The organism is Dactylosporangium sp. NPDC049140, from assembly GCF_040648435.1.
In genome coordinates, this window is the sequence record NZ_JBEZDS010000012.1 from 83,432 (window position 1) to 105,008 (window position 21,577).

A 21,577-nucleotide genomic window follows, 5' to 3' on the forward strand; every position below is an offset into this window, starting at 1 on the left:
ATGAAGAAGTTCGTTGTCGTGGTCGCGGCCGGGCTCGTCCTGGCCGGCTGCGGCACTGCCGACTCCACGTCCCCCACCACTACGAGCAGCGGCGGCCTCACCACCGTGAAGCTGCAGCTGCAATGGTTCTACCAGGCCCAGTTCGCCGGCTACATCGCCGCCGTGGACAAGGGCTTCTACAAGGAGCAGGGCCTCGACGTGCAGCTGCTGGAGGGCGGCGTCGACATCGTGCCGCAGACCGTCCTCGCGCAGGGCAAGGCCGACTACGCCGTGGCCTGGGTGCCCAAGGCCCTCGCCTCGCGTGAGCAGGGCGCCGGCATCACCGACGTCGGGCAGATCTTCGCCCGCTCCGGCACCTACCAGGTCGCCTTCGCGAGCTCGAACATCAAGTCCCCGGCCGACTTCAAGGGCAAGAAGGTCGGCAACTGGGGCTTCGGCAACGAGTTCGAGCTCTTCGCCGGCATGACCAAGGCCGGGCTCGACCCGGGCAAGGACGTCACCCTGGTGCAGCAGCAGTTCGACATGCAGGCGCTGCTGAAGAAGGAGATCGACGTCGCGCAGGCCATGTCCTACAACGAGTACGCCCAGCTGCTGGAGGCCACCAACCCGGCCACCGGCCAGCTCTACAAGCCCGAGGACTTCTCGATCATCGACTGGAAGAACGTCGGCTCCTCGATGCTGCAGGACGCCGTGTGGGCCAACACCGACAAGCTCAAGGACGCGGGCTACCAGGACCGGACCGTGAAGTTCCTGACCGCGACCATCAAGGGCTGGGCCTACTGCCGCGACAAGCCGGAGGAGTGCCGCGACATGGTCGTGGCCAAGGGCTCCAAGCTCGGCAAGACCCACCAGCTGTGGCAGATGAACGAGGTCAACAAGCTCGTCTGGCCCGCGGCCAAGGGCGTCGGCCTGGTCGACGAGGCCGACTGGGCGCGCACCGTGGACATCTCGATGACGACCAAGAACCAGACCGGCGACACGGTACTGAAGAAGAAGCCCGAGGGCCTCGCCTACACCAACGACTACATGCAGAAGGCCCTCGACGCCGCCAAGGCCGCCGGCGTCGACACCACGGGCTCCTCCTTCGCCCCGCAGACGGTCACGCTGACCGCCGGCGGGGCGTAGTCCCTCAGGCGCAGTACCCGTCCGCGGCCTCGAGCGCGTCGTCGACCGCATCGAGGCCGCGGACCAGGTCGTCCTCCGAGATGATCAGCGGGGGCACCACGTGGACGCGGTTGAAGTGGGTGAACGGCCACACGCCGCCGGCCTTGCACGCCGCGACCACCTCGGCCATCGGCTTCGCGGCCGGGCCGGCGGCGTTGTAGGGCACCAGCATCTCCCGGGTCTCCTTCGAGCGCACCAGCTCGATCGCCCAGAACAGGCCCAGGCCGCGCACGTCGCCGACGGACGGGTGCCGGTCGCGCAGCTTCTCCAGCCGCGGCCGCACCACCCGCTCGCCGAGGTCGCGCACGCGCTCGGGGATCCGCTCGTCGCGCATGACCTCGATGGTGGCCACGGCGGCGGCGCAGGCGAGCGGGTGCCCGGAGTACGTGAGGCCGCCGGGGAAGGGGCGCTCGGCGAACGTCTCGTACACGCGGGGGCCGAGGATGACGCCGCCCAGCGGTACATAGCCGGAGTTGACGCCCTTGGCGAACGTGACGAGGTCGGGCACCACGCCCCAGCGGTCGACCGCGAACCACTCGCCGCACCGGCCGAAGCCGCTCATCACCTCGTCGGCGATGAGCAGCGCCCCGTGCCGGTCGCACAGCGCGCGGACGCCGGCGAGGTAGCCGGGCGGGGGCACGAGGATGCCGTTGGTACCCACCACCGGTTCGAGGATCACCGCCGCGATCGTCTGCGGGCCCTCGAACGTGAAGATCTCCTCGAGGTGGGCGAGGGCGCGCTCGGCCTCCTGCTCCTCGGTCTCGGCGTGGAAGGGGGAGCGGTACGCGTACGGCCCGAAGAACCGCACCACGCCCGGCATCGCGGGCTCGTTGGCCCAGCGGCGCGGGTCGCCCGTGAGCGTGATCGAGCCCGTGGTGGCCCCGTGGTAGGAGCGGTACGCGGCCAGGATCTTGTGCCGGCCGGTGGTGCCCCGGGCCATCCGGATCGCGTGCTCGTTGGCCTCGGTGCCGCCGTTGGTGAAGAACACGTGCTCCAGCTCGCCCGGCGCGACCCCGGCGATGAGCCGGGCCGCCTCGCTGCGCGCCGCGTTCGCGAACGTCGGCGCGACCGTGCACAGCTTCGCGGCCTGCTCCTGGATCGCGGCCACGACCCGCGGGTGCTGGTGGCCGAGGTTGAGGTTCACCAGCTGCGAGGAGAAGTCGAGGTACCGCGTTCCGGCGTCGTCCCAGAACGTGGCCCCGAGCCCGCCCTCGACCACGACCGGGTCGAGCATCCGCTGGGCGGACCACGAGTGGAAGACGTGCGCGCGGTCGTCGCGGTACGCCTCGGTGCGTTGTCCCGTCATGAGCCGACGCTAATGGCACACGTGCGCCCGGACAATAACCTGTCTGTTTCAGATTGTTACCGGTCGTATGCTGGCGCCATGCAGATCACCTCGGTGACGGAACTGGAGGAGCTGCTCGGGTCGCCGATGCCCCGGGCCGTGACCAAGGAACGCGACCGCCTCTGCCAGACCGACCGCGACTGGCTGGCCCTCTCCCCGTTCGTGCTCGTCGGCACCGCCGACGCCGGCGGCAACTGCGACGTCTCGCCGAAGGGCGACCCGCCCGGCTTCACGCACGTGCTCGACGACCGCACGATCGTCGTCCCGGAACGCCCGGGCAACCGCCGCGCCGACGGCTTCCACAACATCCTCGCCAACCCGCACGTCGGCCTGCTCTTCCTCGTCCCGGGCCGCCGGGAGACGCTGCGCATCAACGGCCGCGCCCGGCTGCTGACCGACGCGCCCTGGTTCGAGGACCTCGTCGTCGAGGGCCACCGGCCGATCCTGGCCCTGGTGGTCGACATCGACACGATCTTCTTCCACTGCCAGAAGGCCTTCATGCGGTCGGCCCTGTGGAAGCCCGAGACCTGGACGCCGGAGCTCCTGCCGACGCACGCGAAGCTCGTCAAGAGCGTGCAGGACATGCCGGAGTCGGTGGAGGAGCTCGAGGCCTACTACGCCGAGAGCACCTACCGCCGCGGCCTCTATGGGGCCTAGAACCCGGCGACCCGGGGGTTTAGACCTACTGCCAACCGCCCGGCGGGCGGACAGAATGGCTGCATGAAGCCGTGGCCGTTCGTCCGCCGGGGGCTGACCAGCGTGGCCCGGGTGGCGGTGGTCGGCATTCTCGGGGTGCCGATCCACATCGCGCTGATCGTGCTCACCGTGCTGTCCTTCGCGTTCACCGTGATCGGGGTCGGGCTCGTGCTCGCGCCGCTCGTTCAGCTGCTCGTGCGCGCCTACGCCGACCTGCGCCGGCACCTGGCCGGGCGGTGGTCCGGGGTCGACATTCCCCGGCCGTACCGGCCGCGGCCCGACGGGGCGTTCATCGGCTCGCCGCGGCGGTGGATGTGGCTCGTGCGCGACCCCGCCACGTGGCGCGACCTGCTGTGGCTGCTCGGCGGGGCGCCGCTCGGGGTGGCGTTCGGGTTCAGCACGGCGATCCTGATGCTCTACGGCCTGACGGGGATCGCCCTGCTGCCGGTCATCATCAACGTGACGTCCGGGGAGAACGGCGGCTACGGGGTCACCTGGCCGCTCAACCCGATCAGCTACCTGTCCGTACCGTTCCAGGGCGCCCTGATCGCGGCCGGCGTGCTCTACGCGGCGCCGTGGGTGCAGTGGGCGCTCGCGCGGTACGACCACAGCCTCCTCGGACCGACGAGCCGCTCGGTGCTCGCCCAGCGCGTCAACCGCCTCACCGAGACCCGCACCCAGGTCGTCGACGCCCAGGCGGCCGAGCTGCGCCGCATCGAGCGCGACCTGCACGACGGCGCGCAGGCCCGGATCGTCGCGCTCGGCATGAGCCTGGGCATGGCCGAGGACATCGTGCTGCACGACCCGGCCGCGGCCCAGCGGCTCATCGCCGAGGCGCGCGAGGCCAGCGGCCTGGCCCTGGCCGAGCTGCGGCACCTGGTGCGCGGCATCCACCCGCCGGTGCTGGCCGAGCGCGGGCTGGTCGGCGGGCTGCGCGCGCTGGCCCTGACGCTCCCGCTGCCCGTCGTGGTCGAGGGCGACCTGCCGGGCCGGCCCGAGGCTCCGGTCGAGTCGGCACTGTACTTCGCCGTCGCCGAGGCGCTCGCCAACGTGGTCAAGCACAGCGGGGCCGCGGCGGCCTGGGTATCGTTGTCCTACTGTCATGCGACACAGGCCTCGTCGGTGGGGAAGGAGTCGGCCGGCGGCGGGTTGGACGGGGCCCTCTACTGCAGCGTCAGCGATGACGGCGTGGGCGGCGCCGCGCCCCGGGCCGGCTCGGGGCTGGCCGGGGTCGAGCGCCGGCTGGCCGTGTTCGACGGGGTTCTGCGCGTCGACAGCCCGCCGGGGGGACCGACCGTGCTGACCATGGAGCTGCCGTGCGTGTTGTCATCGCCGAAGATCTCGCCCTCCTCCGCGACGGGCTGATACGGCTGCTCGGCGCGTACGGCTTCGAGGTCGTCGCCGCCGTCGACAACGGCACCGACCTGCGCGCCGCGCTGCTCTCGCACCGCCCCGACGTCGCCGTCGTCGACGTGCGGCTGCCGCCGACGTTCACCGACGAGGGCCTGCGCGCGGCGATCGCGGCCCGCGCCGAGATCCCCGGGCTGCCCGTGCTCGTCCTGTCCCAGCACGTCGAGCAGCTCTACGCCCGCGAGCTGCTCTCGGATCGCCGCGGCGGCGTCGGGTACCTGCTCAAGGACCGCGTCGCCACCGTCGGCGAGTTCGTCGACGCCGTCCGGCGCGTCGCCGCCGGCGGCACCGCGATGGACCCGGAGGTCGTCTCGCAGCTGCTGGCCCGCAACGCCGGCGCCCCGACGCGCGCGCTGACCCCGCGCGAGCGGGAGGTGCTCGGGCTGATGGCCGAGGGCCGCTCGAACGCGGCGATCGCGGGCCGGCTCTTCGTCACCGAGAAGGCGATCGGCAAGCACATCAACAACATCTTCGGCAAGCTCGCCCTGCCCCCGTCGGAGGACGACAACCGCCGCGTGCTGGCCGTCCTGGCGTACCTGAACGCATGAACCACGCCGAGCTGACCACCCGCCTGCGCGCGGCCGGGTGTGTCTTCGCCGAGGAGGAGGCGGACCGGCTGCTGGCGGCCGCGCCCGACGCCGGGGCCCTGGAGTCGATGGCCGCCCGCCGGGTCGCCGGTGCGCCGCTGGAGCACGTCCTCGGTTTCGCCGATTTCGCGGGGGTGCGCGTGGCCGTCACCGACGGCGTCTTCGTCCCCCGGCACCGCACGGAACTGCTCACCGCCACGGCCCGCACGATGCTGCGCGACGGCGGCACCGTGCTCGACCTGTGCTGCGGTACCGGCGCGCTCGGCCTGGTCGTGGCGCAGGGCCGCCCCGGCGTCCGCCTGGTCGCGACCGACCTGGACCCGGCCGCCGTGGCGTGCGCGCGCCGCAACCTCTCCGGCGTGACCGCTGAGGTCTTCGCCGGCGATCTCTTCTCGGTGGTACCGCACGATCTGCGCGGCCGCGTCGACCTCCTGCTCGCCAACGTGCCCTACGTGCCGACCGCCGAGATCGCCTACCTCCCCGAGGAGTTCCGCGTGCACGAGGCCCGCACGGCGCTGGACGGCGGCGCCGACGGCCTCGACGTGCTGCGCCGCGTCGCCGCCGAGGCCGCCGCGTGGCTCGCCCCCGGCGGCGCGCTGCTCACCGAGGCCGGCCCGGCGCAGCTGCCGGCCGCCCACGCGCTGCTGCGCACGGGCGGCCTGCAACCGCGGACGGTCACCGACGAGGAGACCGAGACCCACGTGGTCGTCGCCGGGCGCTAGACGTTCATCGCCACCCGCTGGCCGAGCTCGTGGCTGATCCGCTCGAACGTGCCCGCGTTCTCCTGCATCTGCACCAGGTTGGTGCGCAGGATCTGGGCGCACTGGATCTCGCCCATCAGCAGTGCCTTGTCGATGAGGCCCTGGTAGCCCGCGATGCCCAGGTGGGCCATCTTCGTCTCGGCGTCGACGGTGTAGATCTCGATCGCCTCCATCGACGGGGCCTGCCCCATGAACGCCTGGAACTCGGCGCGCATCCCGTCCATCATCATGCAGGGCACGTCCTCGGGCTCGGCCTCCATCATCGCGAAGCACGTCTCGAGGTTCTGGATCTTCTGCTGCCCCTGTTGCTGCTGGGCACGCAGGATCTGGGCCAGCGGGCTCTGCTCCGTGCGGCCGAGGATCTCGCCGACCAGCTGGTTGCTCTTGTGCTCGGCGTCGTACATGCCCGACAGCTCGTAGAGGAACAGGTCGGCCGGGTTGTCCATTGGCATGTGCTTCTCCCTGTGCTGTCTCGAAGTGGGGACGGGCTGACCTACCCGCAATTCTCACGGAGCCCGCGCTGGTGGCGGGGTGTTCAGCGGGTGGTTCGCCGACCCTTACTGAGCCGGTTAATACATTGCCCGGCAACGAGAAGGGATGCCGGCCACCGGCTGGATGGGCACGACGCCACCGGCTACGGCGCCGTCCGCTCGCCGGCCTCGCCCTCGACGTCGCGCTCGATGATGTCCGACCCGGTGATCGGGCCAGCATCGCGATCGCCACGATCTTGGTGGCGATGCTGCGATTGCGGACCCACGACGGCACGATGTCACTGATCGACCGTCTGCCGGTTGCCGTCGAGGACTTTCAGGTTGCAACCTGGGCGGATGGATCGGGTGGTCATCGTCGGCGCGGGCCCGGTCGGGCTCACCGCCGCCATCCTGCTGGCCCGGCGGGGTGTCGCGTCCCTGGTGCTCGACCGCTACGCCGAGCCCTACCCGCTGCCGCGGGCCGTGCACGTCGACGACGAGGTCGTGCGCATCCTGCAGGCGGCCGGCGTGGCCGAGGAGTTCCTGAAGGTGAGCCGGCCCGGCCTGGGCCTGCGCCTGCTCGACGCCCGGCACCGCGTGATGGCCTCGTTCGACCGCGCCCCGGGCGGCGGCCCGCACGGCTACCCGCAGGCGAACATGTTCGACCAGCCCGACCTCGAACGCCTCCTGCGGGCCCGGGCGGCCGCGGACCCCCTGATCGAGCTCGTCGGCGGCGCCACCGTGTTCGCGGTCGACTTCCCCACCGTCTCGTACCGGCTCGGCTCCGAGGTCTGCGCGGTCCCCGCGGCGGCGGTGCTCGGCTGCGACGGCGCCAACAGCACCGTGCGCGACCTGATCGGCGCCCACCTGGTGGACCTGAGGTTCGCCGAGCGCTGGCTGGTCGTCGACGGCGTCTGCGCGGAGGACCTGGGCGCCTGGGGCGGCGTGCACCAGGTGTGCGACCCGCGCCGCGCGGCGACGTTCATGCAGCTGGGCCCGCGCCGGTACCGCTGGGAGTTCCGCCTCCTCGACGGCGAGTCCGACCTCGACCTGGACCCGCTCCTGGCCCCCTGGCTCGGCGCGGTCCCGGTGCGCATCGTGCGCCGGGCCGAGTACACCTTCCGCGCGAACATCGCCTCGTCCTGGCGCTCCGGCCGCGTCTTCCTGCTCGGCGACGCGGCCCACCAGACCCCGCCGTTCATCGGCCAGGGCCTGGGCGCGGGCCTGCGCGACGCGTACAACCTGGCCTGGAAGCTCGCCGCCGACCTGACGACGCCGGGCGGCGCGCCGGACCTGCTCGACTCCTACGAGCGCGAGCGGGCGCCGCACGTCCGCGCCCAGATCCGCCTGGCCATCGTGGCCGGCTGGGCCATGACGGGCGGCCAGGACCGCGCCGCGGCCGTGCGCCGGCTGCTGCTGGGCTCGGTCTGGCGCCTGCCCGGCATGAAGGGCCTGGCGCTGCGCTCGACCTCGCCGCCGCTGCGCGGGGTGGGCCGCGGGAGGCGGGCGGGAACCCTGGCCCCGGCCGTGCCGGACGAGGCCCTGGGCGACGGCTGGGCCCTGCTGTACACGGGCGCGCCCCCGGCTGCGGACGGTCATCGCCTGGTCCACGTCACCGACGAGCTGGACCCGTCCGGCGCGTTGCGCCGCTGGATGCGCGGCCGGGCCGTGCTCCTGCGCCCGGACCGGGTCGTGCACTCAGTCCGGTAGCCGCCTGACGGCGACCCCCGGCCCCAGCTCGTCCGCGCCGCGGACCGGCTGGTTGCGGACCAGGTGGAGCTCCAGGGTCCGGCCGGCCAGCGGAGACAGGTCGATCGGGCCGGTGACCCGGCCGATCTTGAGCTGTTGCAGGGAGCGGAGCGTCGCGACCGGGCGGAGGTCGAGCTCGTCGCCGTAGCCGAGGAAGAGGGTCCGCAGCTTCGGGCATCCGGCCAGCGCGGAGAGGTCGGCGTCCGGAACACCGGTGATGGCGAGCTCGCCCAGCTCGGCGAGGCCGGCCAGCGGCCGGAGGTCGCGAATCCAGCGGCACCCGTTGAGCCACAGCGACCGCACGCCCGGGGCCGCCGCCGCGAGCGCCGCGAGCGCGCCCGGGGGCTCCGGCGAGTCGTAGAAGCCCAGCAGCTCGAGCCGCGGGAGGGCGGCGATCGGGGACAGGTCCGGCGACGTCCAGCGGTGCACCTGCAGCGTCTCCAGCTGCTGGTGGGCCGCGATGAGGGACAGGTCGCGCACCTGGTCGACGTAGCCGAGCTCGAGCCGGGTGACCCGGCCCAGATCGCGGACGAAGCCGATGCTCGTCAGGCCGGGCAGCAGCCAGAGGTTCAGGAACTCCAGCCCGGTCAGCGCGGCGATCGGCGACGGGTCGGCTGTGCGCTCGGCGAAGTAGCCGTCGAGGCGGCGCAGTCCCGGATGGGCCGCCAGGGGCGCCAGGCCGCCGGACACGCCCTCGTCGAAGGCGACCTCGGCCAGGTGCGGCAGGCCGTCGAGGCAGCGCAGGTCCACGGTGGTGGCGAACCGGACCGACAGGCTCCGCAGCGTGCCGAGGCGGTGGACGGCGGGCAGGAGCCCCGGGTTCGTGACGGTCACCTCGCCGTCGGGGAGCGGTGCCTGCGCGAGCACCCTTTCGGCGTACTCGTGCGGGTCGAAGTACTCCCACACCCGGGCCAGCTCGCGCTGCACCTCGGGGCGCGGGTCGGCGGCGTACGCGGCGAGCAGGTCCAGCGCGCCCGGCCCGTTGACCAGTGCGGCGGCCCGGATCGCGGCGGCCGCCCGGCCCTGCGGCATCTCCCGGCTGTCGCGGGGCAGGCGCCGGACGAGCGGATCGCCGACCGCGGCGAGGCTGCGGGCCTCGGCGACGGTGCGGGGCGGCAGGAGCGACCGGAACTCCCGCTCCACCCGCTCGAGCAGCTCCGGCGGGTCGAGCGCCGGCACGGTCCCCAGGCACGCCGCGGCCAGCAGCCGCAGCGCGCGCCCGTGCCGCGGCTCGGAACCGGCCCGGTCGAGCAGGCCGGCGAGCAGCTCGCGGCGCACGACCGCGTTCCCGTGCCCGGCCGCCATCACCACCGTCTCGCGCCACGAGTCCAGGTGGGCGTGCTCCAGCAGCAGCCCGACGTCGCCCTGCTCGGCGGCCTCGCGGGCGGTCAGGTACTCCTGGAACGTCCGGTGCACGAAGTCGATGCGCCCGGGCACCGGCTCGCGCAGCACGCCGCTGCGGTGGACGAGGTGGTCGAGCACCGCCGCCGGCGCCCCGTCCACCTGCGGCATCGCGGCGAGCCGCTCGCCGACGCGCTGCTCGGCCGCCGCCCGGGACAGCTCGGTGGCGTTGTTGACCGACAGCCGCCACGCGAGCCCCTGCAGCAGCTGCAGCTTGTCGCGTGCGGACAGGCCGTGCACCGCCTCCACCAGGTTGCGCTGCGTGTCCCGCCGCTCGAGCAGCAGGTCGACGGCGGCCTGGTACAGCGTCATCCGGTCGTGCGGCAGGTGCGTGTTGCGGTCCAGGTTCAGGGCGCACAGCATCGCGCACAGCAGGGGGCTGGCGGCCAGCGACTGCAGGTGCGCGCTGCCGTCGAGCCGGGCGAGCAGTGCGCTCTCGTACCGGGGCAGCTCCGGCTCCGGGCACGGCAGGCTCCCGGCGTCGCGCACCGCGTGGTGCCAGTGCCGCACCAGCGCCCGGATGTCGGCCGGGCTCATCCGCTCCAGCATCGCGCTCGTGAAGCCCTCGTCGGTCAGCCAGCGCTCGGCCGCGGCGGCCGGCCGGGAGGTCACCACCATCCGGATGCCGGGGTACTCCCGCAGCAGACCGGACAGCCAGGGCTTGACCAGCGGCCGGTCCGCCGCCGGCAGCTCGTCGACGCCGTCGACGAGCAGGATCGCGGCGCCCGAGGCCAGCCGGCGGTGGACCCAGCCCGGCGGCATCAGCCCGGCGATCGGGTCGGCCACCCCGTCGAGGAACCGCTCGGGCCCGGGCAGCCGCCGGCCGGTGTGGCTGCGCAGCTTCACCAGCAGCGGCACGCAGCCGTTCCAGGGCGCCAGATCGGACTCGAACCCGCCGTGCGCGGCGGTCACGGCGAGCCATTTGAGCACGGTGCTCTTGCCCGAGCCGGCGTCCCCGCGCAGCAGGAACCGGCTGCCCCGGCCCAGGGCCTGCTCGACGCGGACGCCCGGCCGCTCGGCGGCCGCGCGGCGCAGGCCGCCCGGCGCCCACGCGGCCCGCTCCGGCCGCAGCGGCTCGCCGTCCGTGCTGACCGTCAGGCTGATGTAGGCGATCGAGAGCGTCGTGCGCGGGCGGTAGTGGTGGATGTCGACCCCGAAGAGCTCCAGCTCGTTCAGCGACTTCGCGAGGTAGGCGAGGTAGCGCTGCCCGAATGCGTCGTCGTGCGGCGTGCCGGCCGGCGCGTCCACGCTCGTCGCGGGCACGCGGGCGGCCAGTGCGCGCAGCTCGTCCGCGAGCCGGGCGGTGCGTCCCAGCAGCTCGGCGTCGGCCCGGGCGGCGAAGCTCGGCAGCTGCACGACGAGCGCCGCGAGGTAGGCGCAGCACTCGTCCAGCGCCACCTGGTACAGCCGCTCGGCCGGCTCGGACAGGCCGGCGCGCACGGGCACGTCCGCGCAGCGCCGCCGCAGCTGCGCCGCGAGCGTGGCCGGGTCGGCGTCGGCGCCGAACAGGCCCTCGTCGGTGAGGTCGGCGCGGCCGAACGTGTCGGCGACGGCGGCGAGCGCGGCGTCGCGCTCGTTGGCGGGCAGCGCCGCGAACCGGGTGGCGACCAGCGGCTGGAGGCGCTCGGCGACCGCGTCGACCATCGCCTCGATCTCGCGCTCGACCTTGCGCCGGGAGAGCTCGTCGGTCACCCGGCGGTTGATGAGCTCCGCGAGGGGGAGCTCCCGCTCGGCCCGCTGGCGCCGCGCGCCGAGCCATCGGGTGACCGCGGGGCCGACCACGAGGCGGCCGACCTGAATCAACGCCGTCTCGACTCCGGTCAAGGCGCGTCCTCCCCGTCATGCGGCCGTGGCGCGTCCATTGTGGCGGCCCGAGGCAAGACAGTCGCGGGCGCGACAGAAATCGGCGTTGCGCGATCGGCACGGGCGGCCTTATGGTTCTTCTCAGTTGGAGTAAGACTCAATCTGAGAAGGACTGGCGACGTGGCGAACGAAGAGGCCGAGTTCCTCGCCGGCTACGACCCGCGGCGGTACCCGCCCGTGGCGGTCACCGTCGACGTCGTGGCGTTCACGATCCGCGACGGGCGGCTGCACGTGCTGCTCGTGCGCCGCGCCTGCCCGCCCATGAAGGACATGTGGGCGCTGCCCGGCGGGTTCGTCGGGGAGTGGGAGGACCTGCCCACCGCCGCGGCCCGGGAGCTGGCCGAGGAGACCGGGGTCGCCACCGCGCACCGGCGGCTGCACCTCGAGCAGCTCGGCACCTACGGCGCGCCCGACCGGGACCCGCGGATGCGGGTGTTCTCGGTGGCGTACCTCGCGTTCGCCCCGCACCTGCCCGACCCGGTGTCGGGCAGCGACGCGCGCGACGCGGCCTGGATCGCGATGGACGAACGGCCGGAGGCGCTCGCCTTCGACCACGCCACGGTCCTCGCCGACGGCCTCGAAAGGGCGCGCTCGAAACTGGAGTACTCGCCGCTCGCGACCCGGTTCGTCGGCGAGGAGTTCACGATCGCGGAGCTGCGGGCGGTGTACGAGACCGTGTGGGGCGAGCCGCTGCACGCCGGCAACTTCCACCGCAAGGTGCTGTCGGTGCCGGGGTTCGTGGAGGGCACCGGGGCCACGACGGAACGGGGCGGGGCTCGAGGGGGGCCCCGCGCCAAGCTGTACCGCGCCGGCGACGCCCAGCTCCTGCACCCCGCACTGCTGATGCCGAGCCGGGAGGAGACGGTGCGGTGAACACCGACGACGCCATTGCCCTGATCGAGCGGGCCACGGCCGAGGAGCTCTTCGGGGGCGGGGACGCGCACCGGCGGTACCGCACCCTGGCCAAGCTGGTCCACCCCGACGCCGCGGGGCCGAGGGGCACCAAGGCGTTCGCGCGCCTGTCCGAGCTGTGGCGCAACCGGGGCGCGATCCGCACGGCCCGGGGCACCTACGCCACGGACGTCCTGGACCACCGCGGCGACCTGGCCAACCTGTACCGCGTCCCCGAGGGCCACCTGAAGCTCGTCCGCGACCCGTCCTGCAACGACCTCATGGCTCGCGAGGCGGCGGCCCTGCGCCGGATGGCCGAGCACGGCGACCCGCGGTACCTGCCGTACGTGCCCCGGCTCGTGGACTCCTTCCGGCACCGCGACGAGGCGGGCCGCACGCGGCGCGCCAACGTCATCGCCACGTCGGCGTCGCGGCTGCACAGCCTTCAGGAGGTACACGCGAAAAGGCCTCACGGCGTGGACCCTCGCGATGCCGCCTGGATGTGGCGGCGCCTGCTCGTCGCGCTCGGCCTGGCGCACCGGGCGGGCGTCGTGCACGGCGCGATCGTCGCGCAGCACGTGCTCATCGAACCCGACGAGCACGGCGTGGTGCTCATCGACTGGTGCTACAGCGTCTCCCAGCCCGACGAACCCATCGCCGCGCTCGTGCCCGGGCACCGCGACGACTATCCGCCGGAAGTGCTTTCCCGAGGTACCCCCGGCGCCTACACCGACATCTACATGGCCGCCGGCCTCATGAGCGGCCTCATGGGCGACCGCGCCCCGAAGGCTCTGCGCCGGTTCGCCGACGGCTGCCGGCTCCCCTCGCCCCGCCGGCGCCCCGACGACGCCTGGAGCCTGCTCGGCGAGTTCGACGAGCTGCTGCACCGGTTGTACGGCCCGCGCAAGTTCCGTCCGTTCGTTCTGTGATTGGGGATTGAGATGGGAAGTGGGACCTGGTCGACCGACGTCTACGACGCCGCCGACCGCTACCGGCGGGCCACGGGCGCGAGCGCGTTCGCCTACAGCGACTCCGGCGCCCGTACCGCACACACGGCGCTCGACCCGAAGGGCATCAAGGCCCGGGAGAGCCGCGACTCCGACGAGCACCCCGAGTCGGTCGCGATCGCCGTGCTCTTCGACGTCACCGGCTCCATGGGCTCGGTGCCGCGGGTGCTGCAGCAGAAGCTCCCGCAGCTGCTCGGCCTGCTGCTGCGCAAGGGCTACGTGACCGACCCGCAGATCCTCTTCGGCGCCATCGGCGACGCCACCTGCGACCGGGTGCCGCTGCAGGTGGGCCAGTTCGAGTCGGACAACCGCCTCGACGAGGACCTCGGCCGCTTCGTGCTCGAGGGCGGCGGGGGCGGGCAGATGACGGAGTCGTACGAGCTCGCGATGTACTTCATGGCCCGCCACACGTCGCTCGACTGCCTCGACAAGCGCAACCGCCGCGGGTACCTCTTCATCATCGGCGACGAGGAGGCGTACGCGAAGGTCAAGCCGAACGAGGTGCGCCGGTTCATCGGCGACGAGCTCGGCGAGGCCATCAGCCTGCGCGCCATCGTCGAGGAGGTCCGGCGCAAGTACGACACCTACTACATCCTCCCGGCGGGCTCCTCCTACGCGGGCAACACCGCGATCCTCGACTTCTGGCGCAAGCTGCTCGGCCAGAACGTCATCGCGCTCGACGACCTCGACGCGGTCTGCGAGACCATCGCGCTGACGATCGGCCTGGGCGAGGACAGCATCGACCTCGACGAGGGCCTCGCGGACCTGGACGAGGTCGGCTCCGGCGCGGCGAACACGGTCGGCAAGGCCCTGGCCCGCATCGGCAGCGGCCGTGCCCCGCTCGCGCACGGCTCGGCGCCGGCGGACCTCGCCGGCCCGGTCAGCGTCGAGCGGCTGTAACACCGCGATGCACTACATCGTCGTGGACCTCGGGTTCGGCGACTGCGGCAAGGGCACGACCGTGGACTACCTGTGCGCCACCCGCGACATCGACACCGTCGTGCGGTTCAACGGGGGCGCGCAGGCGGCGCACACGGTCGTGCTCGCCGACGGGCGCAAGCACACGTTCGCCCAGTTCGGGTCCGGCTCGCTGCGGCCCGGGGTCCGCACGCACCTCTCGCGCTTCATGGTCGTCGACCCGCTGGCGCTGGTCACCGAGGCGGCGCACCTGATCGCCCTCGGCGCCACCGACATCTGGGCGCGGCTGACCGTCGACCGCGCGGCGCTGCTCGCGACGCCGTACCACCGCCTGGCCAACCAGGCCAAGGAGCTGGCCCGGGGCGCGGACCGGCACGGCTCGTGCGGCATGGGCGTGGGCGAGACGATGGCGTACGCGCTGGAGTACCCCGACGACGCCCTGCGCGCCGGCGACTGCCTGGACGTGCCGACGCTCAGCCGCAAGCTGGCCCAGCTGCGCGCGCGCCTGGGCGTGGACGGCCCGCCGGTCTCGGCGTGCGTGGAGGCGTTCACGGGCTTCGCGGCGACGGTGCGCCTGGTGGACGCCTTCGTGGCGTCGGGCCCGTGCGTCTTCGAGGGCGCTCAGGGCGTACTGCTTGACGAGTGGCACGGTTTCCACCCGTACACGACGTGGAGCACGACGACGTTCGCGAACGCCCTATGTCTGATAAATCCGGACGAACCGGTCACGCGCCTGGGAGTTCTGCGGACGGTGACCACGCGCCACGGCGCGGGCCCGCTGCCGACGGAGCTCCCTTTTTCGGACATTTCCGACCCTAACAACCCGGCGAACGCCTGGCAGGGCGCCTTCAGGGTGGGCCACTTCGACGCTGAGTTACACCGGTACGCCCTGAACGTCGCCGGCGGCGTGGACGGCCTGGTCCTGACCCACCTGGATCTGGACGTCGACCAGATGTGCCGCCGCTACCGAGGCCCTAGCCCGCTGCGCGCCGGCCCGCCGGGCGACCTGACCCGCCAGGCGGCGATGACGCGGGCCCTGGGCGCGGTGGAGCCCGAGTATTCGCAGGTCAGCGACTGGGTGGGGGCGGTCGAGGCGGAGCTCGGGGCGGAGGTGGTGCTGGAGTCCTGGGGCCCGACGGCCGAGGCCAAGAAGCCATCCGGCCGGCTGACGTCCTGAACTGGCAACCCAGTCGCACCAAACCCGAACCACAGCCGCACGTGGCACGCTGTCCTTACATACAGTGATCGAATCGGGGGCGGCGATGGGCATGGCACGCGACGTGATCCGGACGCTGACCCTGACGGCCGCGGCGGGCCTCGCGGTCGGGGGCCCGTTCGGCCTCACGGCCCCAATGCCAGCCTCAGCGGCGTCGGGCTCGTCTTCTTCTTCTTCTTCCTCCTCCTCGTCTTCTTCCTCGTCGTCTTCTTCATTGGCTCCTTGATCTGCTGTTTCCGGGGCTGCTTCGCCCGCGGCGGCGCACGCCATCGTCACCGGCGTCGACCTTCTCGGGCGCAACCAGCTGGACGCCACCGTGCGGTTTGTGCGGTTCACCAACACCGGCCGCGTGGTCCAGCGCTTGGACGGCTTCGAGGTGCTCGCGGACGGGCAGCCCCTCGCTCGCCGCAGCGCCCCGGCCGCGGTCGACCTGCGCCCGGGCGCCACGGCCGACGAGACCGTGACGTTCGCGGCGCCGGAGCTGACGGCCGACCTGACGCTCAGCCTGGCGGATGGCTCACAGCTCGTACTGGACCTCTGAGCCGCCGTTCACCGCGTAGCCGAGCGAGTGACGGGCCGCCGTTCACCGGGCAGCCGACCGAGTGGCGAGCCGCCGCCCGCCGCGCGGCTGAGCGAGTGGCGGGCCGCCGCCCGCCGTGCGGCTGAGCGAGTGACGGGCCGCCGCTCGCCGTGCGGCTGAGCGAGTGACGGGCCGCCGTTCACCGGGCAGCCGAGCGAACGACGAGCCGCCGCCCACCGCGGTGGGCGAGCCGCCGTCCGCCACCCACCCGTGGCGGCCGAGCGACGAGCCGCCGCCCACCGGGTGGACGAGCCGCCTCCGCACTGCGCGGCCGAGCGAACGACGCACCGCGCCGCCGGGCTGAACCTCGCGGGGGCTGAACCTCGCCGGGCTGAACCGACGAGCCTCCGCACCGCGCGTCCTGCGCCAACGACGAGTCGCTGCGCACCGCGTCGCCTGAGCGAACGACAAGCCGCCGCTCACCGCGCGGCCGAGCGAACGACAAGCCGCCGCTCACCGCGCGGCCGAGCGAACGACAAGCCGCCGCTCACCGCGCGGCCGGACGAACGAACGAGCACATGAGCGACTGCAAATCACTGAAAGGAGATCGAACGCGCTGGCGATAACAGCCTTAGGCCGTCGTGGGCGTTCCGATATCCCAACGGTAACACCCCCGACCTAACTGACCTTGGCCGCAGTGGACGCAGCGTAACCAGGATCAGGACGGCCGGTGACGCTCCCGCCGGACCACCGGGCGGCGGCCCTTCAGTGTGGTACGCCGCAGCGTGTCGATCACCTCGTCGACCGCCCCGTCCGGGACCTCGACCAGCGCGAACCGATCCGCGATCTCAATAGCGCCGATGTCCCGGCCACTCAGGCTCGACTCGCCGGTGATCGCCCCCACCAGGTCCTGAGGCCGGATGCCGGCCGCACGCCCCGCGCCCACGAACAGCCGCGTCATGCCGCCGGTGGGAGCGCGCCGCCCCCCGGTCTCGCGGCCCCGGGCCCGCCCGTCGGCGTCGCGGACGCTGACGCGCCGGTTGGGCGCCGGGCGGTCGTCGCGCTCGCGGGGCTGCCGCAGCGTGACGTCCGGGATCTCTTCCTCGTCGTTCTCCCCGACGGCCGACGACTCGTGGGCGAGCTTGATCGCGGCCAGCGCGATCTCCATCGGGTCGAACTCCTCGCCGAGCGACTCGACGATCACCCGGAAGCGCTCGAGGCCGTTGTCGGCGATGAGGCTCTCGTGCAGGGCCGCGCGGGTCAGCTCCATGCGGCGGGCGCGCAGGTCGGCGACTGAGGGCACCTTCTCGATGGTGATGCGCTGCTTGGTGACGCGCTCGATGGTCTTGAGCATGCGGTGCTCGCGCGGCTCGGCGAGGGTGATGGCGACGCCCTCGCGGCCGGCGCGCCCGACGCGGCCGATGCGGTGCACGTAGGACTCCGGCGCCGACGGCACGTCGTAGTTCACCACGTGCGTGAGGTGCTCGACGTCCAGGCCGCGGGCGGCGACGTCGGTGGCGACGAGCAGGTCGGCGGTGCCGCTGCGCAGCCGGGCCATCACCCGGTCGCGCTGCTCCTGGCCCATGCCGCCGTGCAGGGCCTCCGCCCGGTACCCGCGGCCGTTGAGCGTCTCCGTCAACTGGTCGACCTCGTCGCGGGTGCGGCAGAAGACGAGCGCCGCCCCGGGAGCCTCGACGTCCAGAACCCGTCCGAGGGCGGCCGGCTTGTGCGCCCGCGGTACCACATAAGCAACCTGGCGCACGAGCGGCGCCTCACCCGCCGGGGTCGGCTCGCGGCCGATCTGGATGCGCAGCGGGTCGGTGAGGTGACTCGCGGCCAGCCCCTCGATCCGGGGCGGCATCGTCGCCGAGAACAGCACGGTCTGCCGGTCCTCGGGCGTCTCGGCCAGGATCGCCTCGATGTCCTCGGCGAAGCCCATGTCGAGCATCTCGTCGGCCTCGTCGAGCACCACGACCAGCAGGTCGTGCAGGCGCAGCGTGCCGCGGCCGAGGTGGTCCAGCGCCCGGCCCGGGGTCGCGACCACGACGTCGACGCCGAACTCGAGCGAGCGCAGCTGGCGGCCGATCGGCTGCCCGCCGTAGATGGGCAGGACGCGGACGCCCAGATCCCGGCCGTACCGGTGGATCGCCTCCGACACCTGGACCGCGAGCTCGCGGGTGGGCACGAGCACCAGCGCCGACGGGTTGTCGCCCCCGGGCGCGGGCAGGCGTTGCAGCAGCGGCAGCGCGAACGCGGCGGTCTTGCCGGTGCCGGTCGCGGCCTGCCCGAGCAGGTCCCGCCCGGCGAGCATCGGCGGGATCGCCTCGCGCTGGATCGGGGTCGGTTCCTCGTACCCCAGGCCGGCCAGCGCCTTGAGCAGCTCGTCACGCAGCCCCAGCTCGCCGAAACCGGTCACGTCCTCATCGTCAGTGCTCGCGGTCACGGGGGTGCTCCTCACTCAGGGCATTGCAGGCTCCTCTAGCATCCCAAACGCCTCGGGACGCCCGCCTGGCGCGGTCGCCGTGTGTGATCTGCGACCGGATAAGGTTTCATGTGAGCGGCCCAGGAGTAAGCGGAGGGGCCGCTCACCATAGGTGCATGGCGCCCTGAAGCTACCCGGCCGCGGAGGTGAGGGCGTGACCGAGGACTGGGCGGAGCAGCGCGCACGGGCGGTGGCCCGTCACGGGGCCGAGCTCGAGCGCCGCCGCGAGGCCGAGGCCGTGCAGGCCAGGGCCCTGATCGCCGACTTCGTGACCGCCGCGCGGGAGGCGGGCCCGCCGGCCGAGCCGCTGCGCGCGCGCTCCTACAGCGGACGGTCCTACCGAACGGCGCTGCGGGGTTGGTACCTCAACCCGGCCCGCACCATCGCGATCTCCGAGACCGGGGAGTACTACTCGCTGCTCGTCCCGTCGTCGGCCATGGCGCTGTTCACCGGGGCCGACCCCCGCCCGCAGCCGCCGCGCCTCATCGTGGGCGAGGGGGCGCGCGACGGCGAGTCGATGCCGCTGGCGGCGCTGCTGCAGCGGCTGCTCACCCGGTCCGGATGAACTCCGGCGGCACCGCGTCCGAAAGCCACACGCCGTTGTCCGACCGGTAGAACACGTGCCCGGCCCGGGCCATCTCGCCCGCGAGCACCGTGAGGATCACGATGGCGCCGCCGCGGCGGGCCCCGACCCGGCGCGCGGTCGCGGTGTCCGGCGACAGATGCACGTGGTGCCGCCCGCCCCGGTTGAGTCCGGTCGCCTGGATCGAGGAAAGTGCGGCGGCAGCGGTACCGTGGAACAGCACTTCCGGTGGCTCCGCCTCGGCCAGCCCCAGCTCGACGGGCACCGAGTGCCCCTGGTTGGCGCGGATGCGTTCGACGCCGTCCTCGCCCACGGCCACCGCGAAGCGCTGCTTGTCGTTGCCGCCGACGACCTCGTCGAGCGTGGCCCGGTCGATCTTCATGGCGGCGAGGAAGTCGGTCACCGGCACCCACCCGGCGGGGTCGAGCGTGAGCCCGACGCGCGCGGGCTCATGGCGGAGTGCCTTCGACATCCGCTTACTGATCTTGACTAACTGCTGATATTCCATAACGGCCCTGATTGTGCGTCGCGCCCCTCGTCCGGGTCACGGCATTTTCCGCAGCCCGTCCAGGATGACCTTGACCGCGGTCGCCCGGGTCCGCTCGTCCGGCGCCCACATGGCCGCGTGCGAGGCCCCGACCAGCACCGCGACCACCTCGGCGGCCCCGACGTCCCCGCGCAGCGACCCGGCGTCGCGCGCCCTGGTCACGAGCGCGCCGACGGCGCCGAGCAGCTCCCCGCGTACGTCACCGACAACCTCGGTCACATCCACCCCGGCCCCGGACAGCGCATCGGCGAACGCGTTCTTCGTGGCGCTCTGCTCCACCACGTGCTCCAGAAACCCGAACAGCGCGGTACCGGCGTCCTCGTCCTCGGCGGCCCGCCGCGCGTGCTCGACCAGCGCGCGCATCCGCTCGACGAGCACCGCCTCCAGCAGCGCCTCCTTGGTGGGGAAGTGCCGGAACACGGTACCGATGCCAACGCCCGCCCGCCGCGCAACCGCCTCGGTGGAGGCCCCGACCCCTTCGGCCGCGAACACGGCCTCCGCGGCCGCGAGCACCCGCGCCCGGTTCCGCCGCGCATCGGCGCGCAGCGGCCGGTTGACTTCCGGAGCGCCCGCTCCGTATTGTTCAATCGGAGTCACGAATCCGATTGTACGTCCGGAGGCCCGTCATGTTCATCACGATCCTGCTGGCGCTGGTAGCGGGCTTCTTCGCGGGCAACGGCCTGCCGTACTACGTGCAGGGCAGCCTCGGCGTGGGACGCAACCCGTCGCCGTTCCCGGACCGCCCGGCGGTGAGCGTCGCGGTAGGGGTCTTCGCCTTCGTCATCTCGGGCACGGCGTGGTACTTCGCCGACGTACCGTCGAACCCCCTGGCCGGCTGGCTGTCAGCCGCGGCGGGCGTGCTGGTGGTCGCCCTGATCCACACGCGCACGTGGAACGACCCGAACCCCTGGGGCAAGCGGACCGCCCGGGGCTGACACGCTCTCTCCCTCCTCTCCCCGGTCTCAGGCGTCTCAGGCCGGACGGGCCCGCAGATGCTGCCCCCGAGCGGCGGACACCTGAGCCGCAACGGCGTCCCGAACCAGCCCACTGCGATGCCGCACATGCCCCCCGGGCCCCTCGACCAGCAGATGCGCGTGCACCAGCTGGTCAACGGCCCCGAGCACGTCATCAAGCTCGACCCCACCCGCGGCGGCGACCTGCTCGACCCGCAACGACCCGAGCGCCGCCGTGAGCCGCAGAATCTCCCACGCCGCGGGCGGCATCCACCGCGTACGCTGCCGGGCCAGATGCATGGCCACCTCGCCCCCGAGCCCCGGCCCGAGCTCCCGGGCCGCCGCGACCAGCCCCGGAATCCCACCACTGGCCGCGAGCACCCCGGCCTCGAGATCCCGCTCGGTCAACGGCGCAAGCCGGAGCACGAGATCGGCACCCAGCGCCCCGAGCGGCCGCTCGACAATCGCCGAGGGGTACCGGTAGGACACCACGACCCGCACCCCCCGCTCCTGCAACCACCGCAACTCCGCGACGGAGTCGGCATCGAGGTGCTCGGCGTCGTCGATCGCAACGACGGCGCGAAGCTTCCCATGGGGCAGCCGAGCGGCAATCCCGTCAAGCTCACCGGGCGAGAGATGCCGCCGCTCCGCCATGGCCGCATCGAGCACGGCATCGGCCGGCACCCCGAGCTGATGCAGCACGGTACGCAGCCACCCGAGCCGAAGCGCCCCACCGGGTCCGGGCCCATGCCCCAGCCCCACGACATCGGGGTACAGCTCCCGCAACCGCCCAAGCAAAGCCGACTTCCCAGCCCCGGCGGGCCCGGCAACGTGCACAACATCGGCCCCGGCGGCAAGCGCCTCGAGCTCAGCGCCCCGCCCGACAAACCCGCCCCGCCCGGCCACGACACTGTCTCGATCGCGCCCAGCCCGCCCCACGGCAGCCAGCGCGGCAACGGTACCCATGCCCTCTTCCACGTCCCTGACCACCGCCAGGTTCGCCCGCCCCGCCTC

21 protein-coding genes are annotated in these 21,577 nt (G+C 73.2%); 13 read left to right on the top strand and 8 right to left on the bottom strand.

The window, feature by feature from the left end; all coding sequences use genetic code 11:
- Nucleotides 1-1,125 (top strand): ABC transporter substrate-binding protein, encoded by a 1,125-nt coding sequence (locus tag AB0B76_RS21350; protein ID WP_360377664.1) that lies wholly within the window; start codon nucleotides 1-3, stop codon nucleotides 1,123-1,125.
- Between the two features lie 4 nt (nucleotides 1,126-1,129).
- Here AB0B76_RS21350 and AB0B76_RS21355 read toward each other — a convergent pair whose 3' ends face one another.
- Nucleotides 1,130-2,470, bottom strand: a complete 1,341-nt coding sequence (locus AB0B76_RS21355; RefSeq protein ID WP_360377667.1) for an aspartate aminotransferase family protein — start codon at nucleotides 2,468-2,470, stop codon at nucleotides 1,130-1,132.
- A gap of 78 nt (nucleotides 2,471-2,548) precedes the next feature.
- On the opposite strand from AB0B76_RS21355, the gene AB0B76_RS21360 reads away from it, so the two are divergent.
- From AB0B76_RS21360 to AB0B76_RS21375, 4 genes are all read left to right on the top strand, one after another.
- Nucleotides 2,549-3,166, top strand: a complete 618-nt coding sequence (locus AB0B76_RS21360; protein ID WP_360377670.1) for a pyridoxamine 5'-phosphate oxidase family protein — start codon at nucleotides 2,549-2,551, stop codon at nucleotides 3,164-3,166.
- Nucleotides 3,167-3,229: 63 nt separating this feature from the next.
- Complete coding sequence (locus AB0B76_RS21365) at nucleotides 3,230-4,570, top strand: sensor domain-containing protein (protein ID WP_360377673.1); 1,341 nt, start codon at nucleotides 3,230-3,232, stop codon at nucleotides 4,568-4,570.
- Nucleotides 4,522-5,163 carry a response regulator transcription factor gene (locus tag AB0B76_RS21370; protein WP_360377676.1) on the top strand — a complete coding sequence of 214 codons (642 nt, stop codon included), beginning with the start codon at nucleotides 4,522-4,524 and terminating at the stop codon, nucleotides 5,161-5,163. The genes AB0B76_RS21365 and AB0B76_RS21370 overlap by 49 nt, the downstream gene beginning before the upstream one ends.
- Nucleotides 5,160-5,924 (top strand): putative protein N(5)-glutamine methyltransferase, encoded by a 765-nt coding sequence (locus AB0B76_RS21375; protein WP_360377679.1) that lies wholly within the window; start codon nucleotides 5,160-5,162, stop codon nucleotides 5,922-5,924. The genes AB0B76_RS21370 and AB0B76_RS21375 overlap by 4 nt, the downstream gene beginning before the upstream one ends.
- On the opposite strand, the gene AB0B76_RS21380 is transcribed toward AB0B76_RS21375, so the two are convergent.
- Together AB0B76_RS21380 and AB0B76_RS21385 are read right to left on the bottom strand one after the other, a co-directional pair.
- Entirely contained in the window at nucleotides 5,921-6,415 is a 495-nt protein-coding gene (locus tag AB0B76_RS21380) for a DUF892 family protein (protein WP_360377682.1), read from the bottom strand. The genes AB0B76_RS21375 and AB0B76_RS21380 overlap by 4 nt on opposite strands.
- A 182-nt stretch (nucleotides 6,416-6,597) precedes the next feature.
- On the bottom strand, nucleotides 6,598-6,720 hold the full coding sequence (locus AB0B76_RS21385) for a hypothetical protein (RefSeq protein ID WP_360377685.1): 123 nt from the start codon (nucleotides 6,718-6,720) through the stop codon (nucleotides 6,598-6,600).
- A 70-nt stretch (nucleotides 6,721-6,790) separates the two neighbouring features.
- Here AB0B76_RS21385 and AB0B76_RS21390 point away from each other — a divergent pair, with 70 nt between their 5' ends.
- Nucleotides 6,791-8,143: a bifunctional 3-(3-hydroxy-phenyl)propionate/3-hydroxycinnamic acid hydroxylase gene (locus tag AB0B76_RS21390; RefSeq protein WP_360377687.1), complete on the top strand. Its 1,353-nt coding sequence runs from the start codon at nucleotides 6,791-6,793 to the stop codon at nucleotides 8,141-8,143.
- Here AB0B76_RS21390 and AB0B76_RS21395 read toward each other — a convergent pair.
- Nucleotides 8,132-11,407: an NACHT domain-containing protein gene (locus AB0B76_RS21395; protein WP_360377691.1), complete on the bottom strand. Its 3,276-nt coding sequence runs from the start codon at nucleotides 11,405-11,407 to the stop codon at nucleotides 8,132-8,134. The genes AB0B76_RS21390 and AB0B76_RS21395 overlap by 12 nt on opposite strands.
- 159 nt (nucleotides 11,408-11,566) lie before the next feature.
- Here AB0B76_RS21395 and AB0B76_RS21400 point away from each other — a divergent pair, with 159 nt between their 5' ends.
- From AB0B76_RS21400 to AB0B76_RS21420, 5 genes are all read left to right on the top strand, one after another.
- Nucleotides 11,567-12,319: an NUDIX domain-containing protein gene (locus tag AB0B76_RS21400; protein WP_360377693.1), complete on the top strand. Its 753-nt coding sequence runs from the start codon at nucleotides 11,567-11,569 to the stop codon at nucleotides 12,317-12,319.
- Nucleotides 12,316-13,266, top strand: a complete 951-nt coding sequence (locus AB0B76_RS21405) for a serine/threonine-protein kinase (protein ID WP_360377695.1) — start codon at nucleotides 12,316-12,318, stop codon at nucleotides 13,264-13,266. The genes AB0B76_RS21400 and AB0B76_RS21405 overlap by 4 nt, the downstream gene beginning before the upstream one ends.
- A gap of 12 nt (nucleotides 13,267-13,278) precedes the next feature.
- Nucleotides 13,279-14,244, top strand: a complete 966-nt coding sequence (locus AB0B76_RS21410) for a hypothetical protein (protein ID WP_360377698.1) — start codon at nucleotides 13,279-13,281, stop codon at nucleotides 14,242-14,244.
- A gap of 7 nt (nucleotides 14,245-14,251) precedes the next feature.
- Nucleotides 14,252-15,439 (top strand): adenylosuccinate synthetase, encoded by a 1,188-nt coding sequence (locus AB0B76_RS21415; protein ID WP_360377700.1) that lies wholly within the window; start codon nucleotides 14,252-14,254, stop codon nucleotides 15,437-15,439.
- 364 nt (nucleotides 15,440-15,803) lie between these two features.
- Nucleotides 15,804-16,019 carry a hypothetical protein gene (locus tag AB0B76_RS21420; protein ID WP_360377702.1) on the top strand — a complete coding sequence of 72 codons (216 nt, stop codon included), beginning with the start codon at nucleotides 15,804-15,806 and terminating at the stop codon, nucleotides 16,017-16,019.
- Nucleotides 16,020-16,716: 697 nt separating this feature from the next.
- On the opposite strand, the gene AB0B76_RS21425 is transcribed toward AB0B76_RS21420, so the two are convergent.
- Complete coding sequence (locus AB0B76_RS21425) at nucleotides 16,717-18,441, bottom strand: DEAD/DEAH box helicase (protein WP_360377704.1); 1,725 nt, start codon at nucleotides 18,439-18,441, stop codon at nucleotides 16,717-16,719.
- A 193-nt stretch (nucleotides 18,442-18,634) separates the two neighbouring features.
- Between AB0B76_RS21425 and AB0B76_RS21430 the strand changes: the two genes are divergently transcribed.
- Complete coding sequence (locus AB0B76_RS21430) at nucleotides 18,635-19,045, top strand: hypothetical protein (protein WP_360377707.1); 411 nt, start codon at nucleotides 18,635-18,637, stop codon at nucleotides 19,043-19,045.
- On the opposite strand, the gene AB0B76_RS21435 is transcribed toward AB0B76_RS21430, so the two are convergent.
- Both AB0B76_RS21435 and AB0B76_RS21440 read right to left on the bottom strand, forming a co-directional pair.
- Nucleotides 19,029-19,571: an RNA 2'-phosphotransferase gene (locus tag AB0B76_RS21435; protein ID WP_360377709.1), complete on the bottom strand. Its 543-nt coding sequence runs from the start codon at nucleotides 19,569-19,571 to the stop codon at nucleotides 19,029-19,031. The genes AB0B76_RS21430 and AB0B76_RS21435 overlap by 17 nt on opposite strands.
- 36 nt (nucleotides 19,572-19,607) lie before the next feature.
- The gene (locus tag AB0B76_RS21440) at nucleotides 19,608-20,207 is read right to left on the bottom strand and encodes a TetR/AcrR family transcriptional regulator (protein WP_360377712.1); all 600 of its coding nucleotides are present in this window, start codon (nucleotides 20,205-20,207) and stop codon (nucleotides 19,608-19,610) included.
- 29 nt (nucleotides 20,208-20,236) lie between these two features.
- On the opposite strand from AB0B76_RS21440, the gene AB0B76_RS21445 reads away from it, so the two are divergent.
- Nucleotides 20,237-20,545 carry a hypothetical protein gene (locus AB0B76_RS21445; protein WP_360377715.1) on the top strand — a complete coding sequence of 103 codons (309 nt, stop codon included), beginning with the start codon at nucleotides 20,237-20,239 and terminating at the stop codon, nucleotides 20,543-20,545.
- A 36-nt stretch (nucleotides 20,546-20,581) separates the two neighbouring features.
- Here AB0B76_RS21445 and AB0B76_RS21450 read toward each other — a convergent pair whose 3' ends face one another.
- Complete coding sequence (locus tag AB0B76_RS21450) at nucleotides 20,582-21,529, bottom strand: AAA family ATPase (RefSeq protein ID WP_360378025.1); 948 nt, start codon at nucleotides 21,527-21,529, stop codon at nucleotides 20,582-20,584.
- Nucleotides 21,530-21,577: the final 48 nt, after the last annotated feature.

Coding starts and splice junctions, on each gene's coding strand:
- AB0B76_RS21355 (WP_360377667.1), bottom strand. CDS start 2,470: ATGACGGGACAACGCACCGAGGCGTACCGCGACGACCGCGCGCACGTC.
- AB0B76_RS21380 (WP_360377682.1), bottom strand. CDS start 6,415: ATGCCAATGGACAACCCGGCCGACCTGTTCCTCTACGAGCTGTCGGGC.
- AB0B76_RS21375 (WP_360377679.1), top strand. CDS start 5,160: ATGAACCACGCCGAGCTGACCACCCGCCTGCGCGCGGCCGGGTGTGTC.
- AB0B76_RS21365 (WP_360377673.1), top strand. CDS start 3,230: ATGAAGCCGTGGCCGTTCGTCCGCCGGGGGCTGACCAGCGTGGCCCGG.
- AB0B76_RS21435 (WP_360377709.1), bottom strand. CDS start 19,571: ATGGAATATCAGCAGTTAGTCAAGATCAGTAAGCGGATGTCGAAGGCA.
- AB0B76_RS21390 (WP_360377687.1), top strand. CDS start 6,791: ATGGATCGGGTGGTCATCGTCGGCGCGGGCCCGGTCGGGCTCACCGCC.
- AB0B76_RS21360 (WP_360377670.1), top strand. CDS start 2,549: ATGCAGATCACCTCGGTGACGGAACTGGAGGAGCTGCTCGGGTCGCCG.
- AB0B76_RS21350 (WP_360377664.1), top strand. CDS start 1: ATGAAGAAGTTCGTTGTCGTGGTCGCGGCCGGGCTCGTCCTGGCCGGC.
- AB0B76_RS21410 (WP_360377698.1), top strand. CDS start 13,279: ATGGGAAGTGGGACCTGGTCGACCGACGTCTACGACGCCGCCGACCGC.
- AB0B76_RS21445 (WP_360377715.1), top strand. CDS start 20,237: ATGTTCATCACGATCCTGCTGGCGCTGGTAGCGGGCTTCTTCGCGGGC.
- AB0B76_RS21450 (WP_360378025.1), bottom strand. CDS start 21,529: ATGGGTACCGTTGCCGCGCTGGCTGCCGTGGGGCGGGCTGGGCGCGAT.
- AB0B76_RS21415 (WP_360377700.1), top strand. CDS start 14,252: ATGCACTACATCGTCGTGGACCTCGGGTTCGGCGACTGCGGCAAGGGC.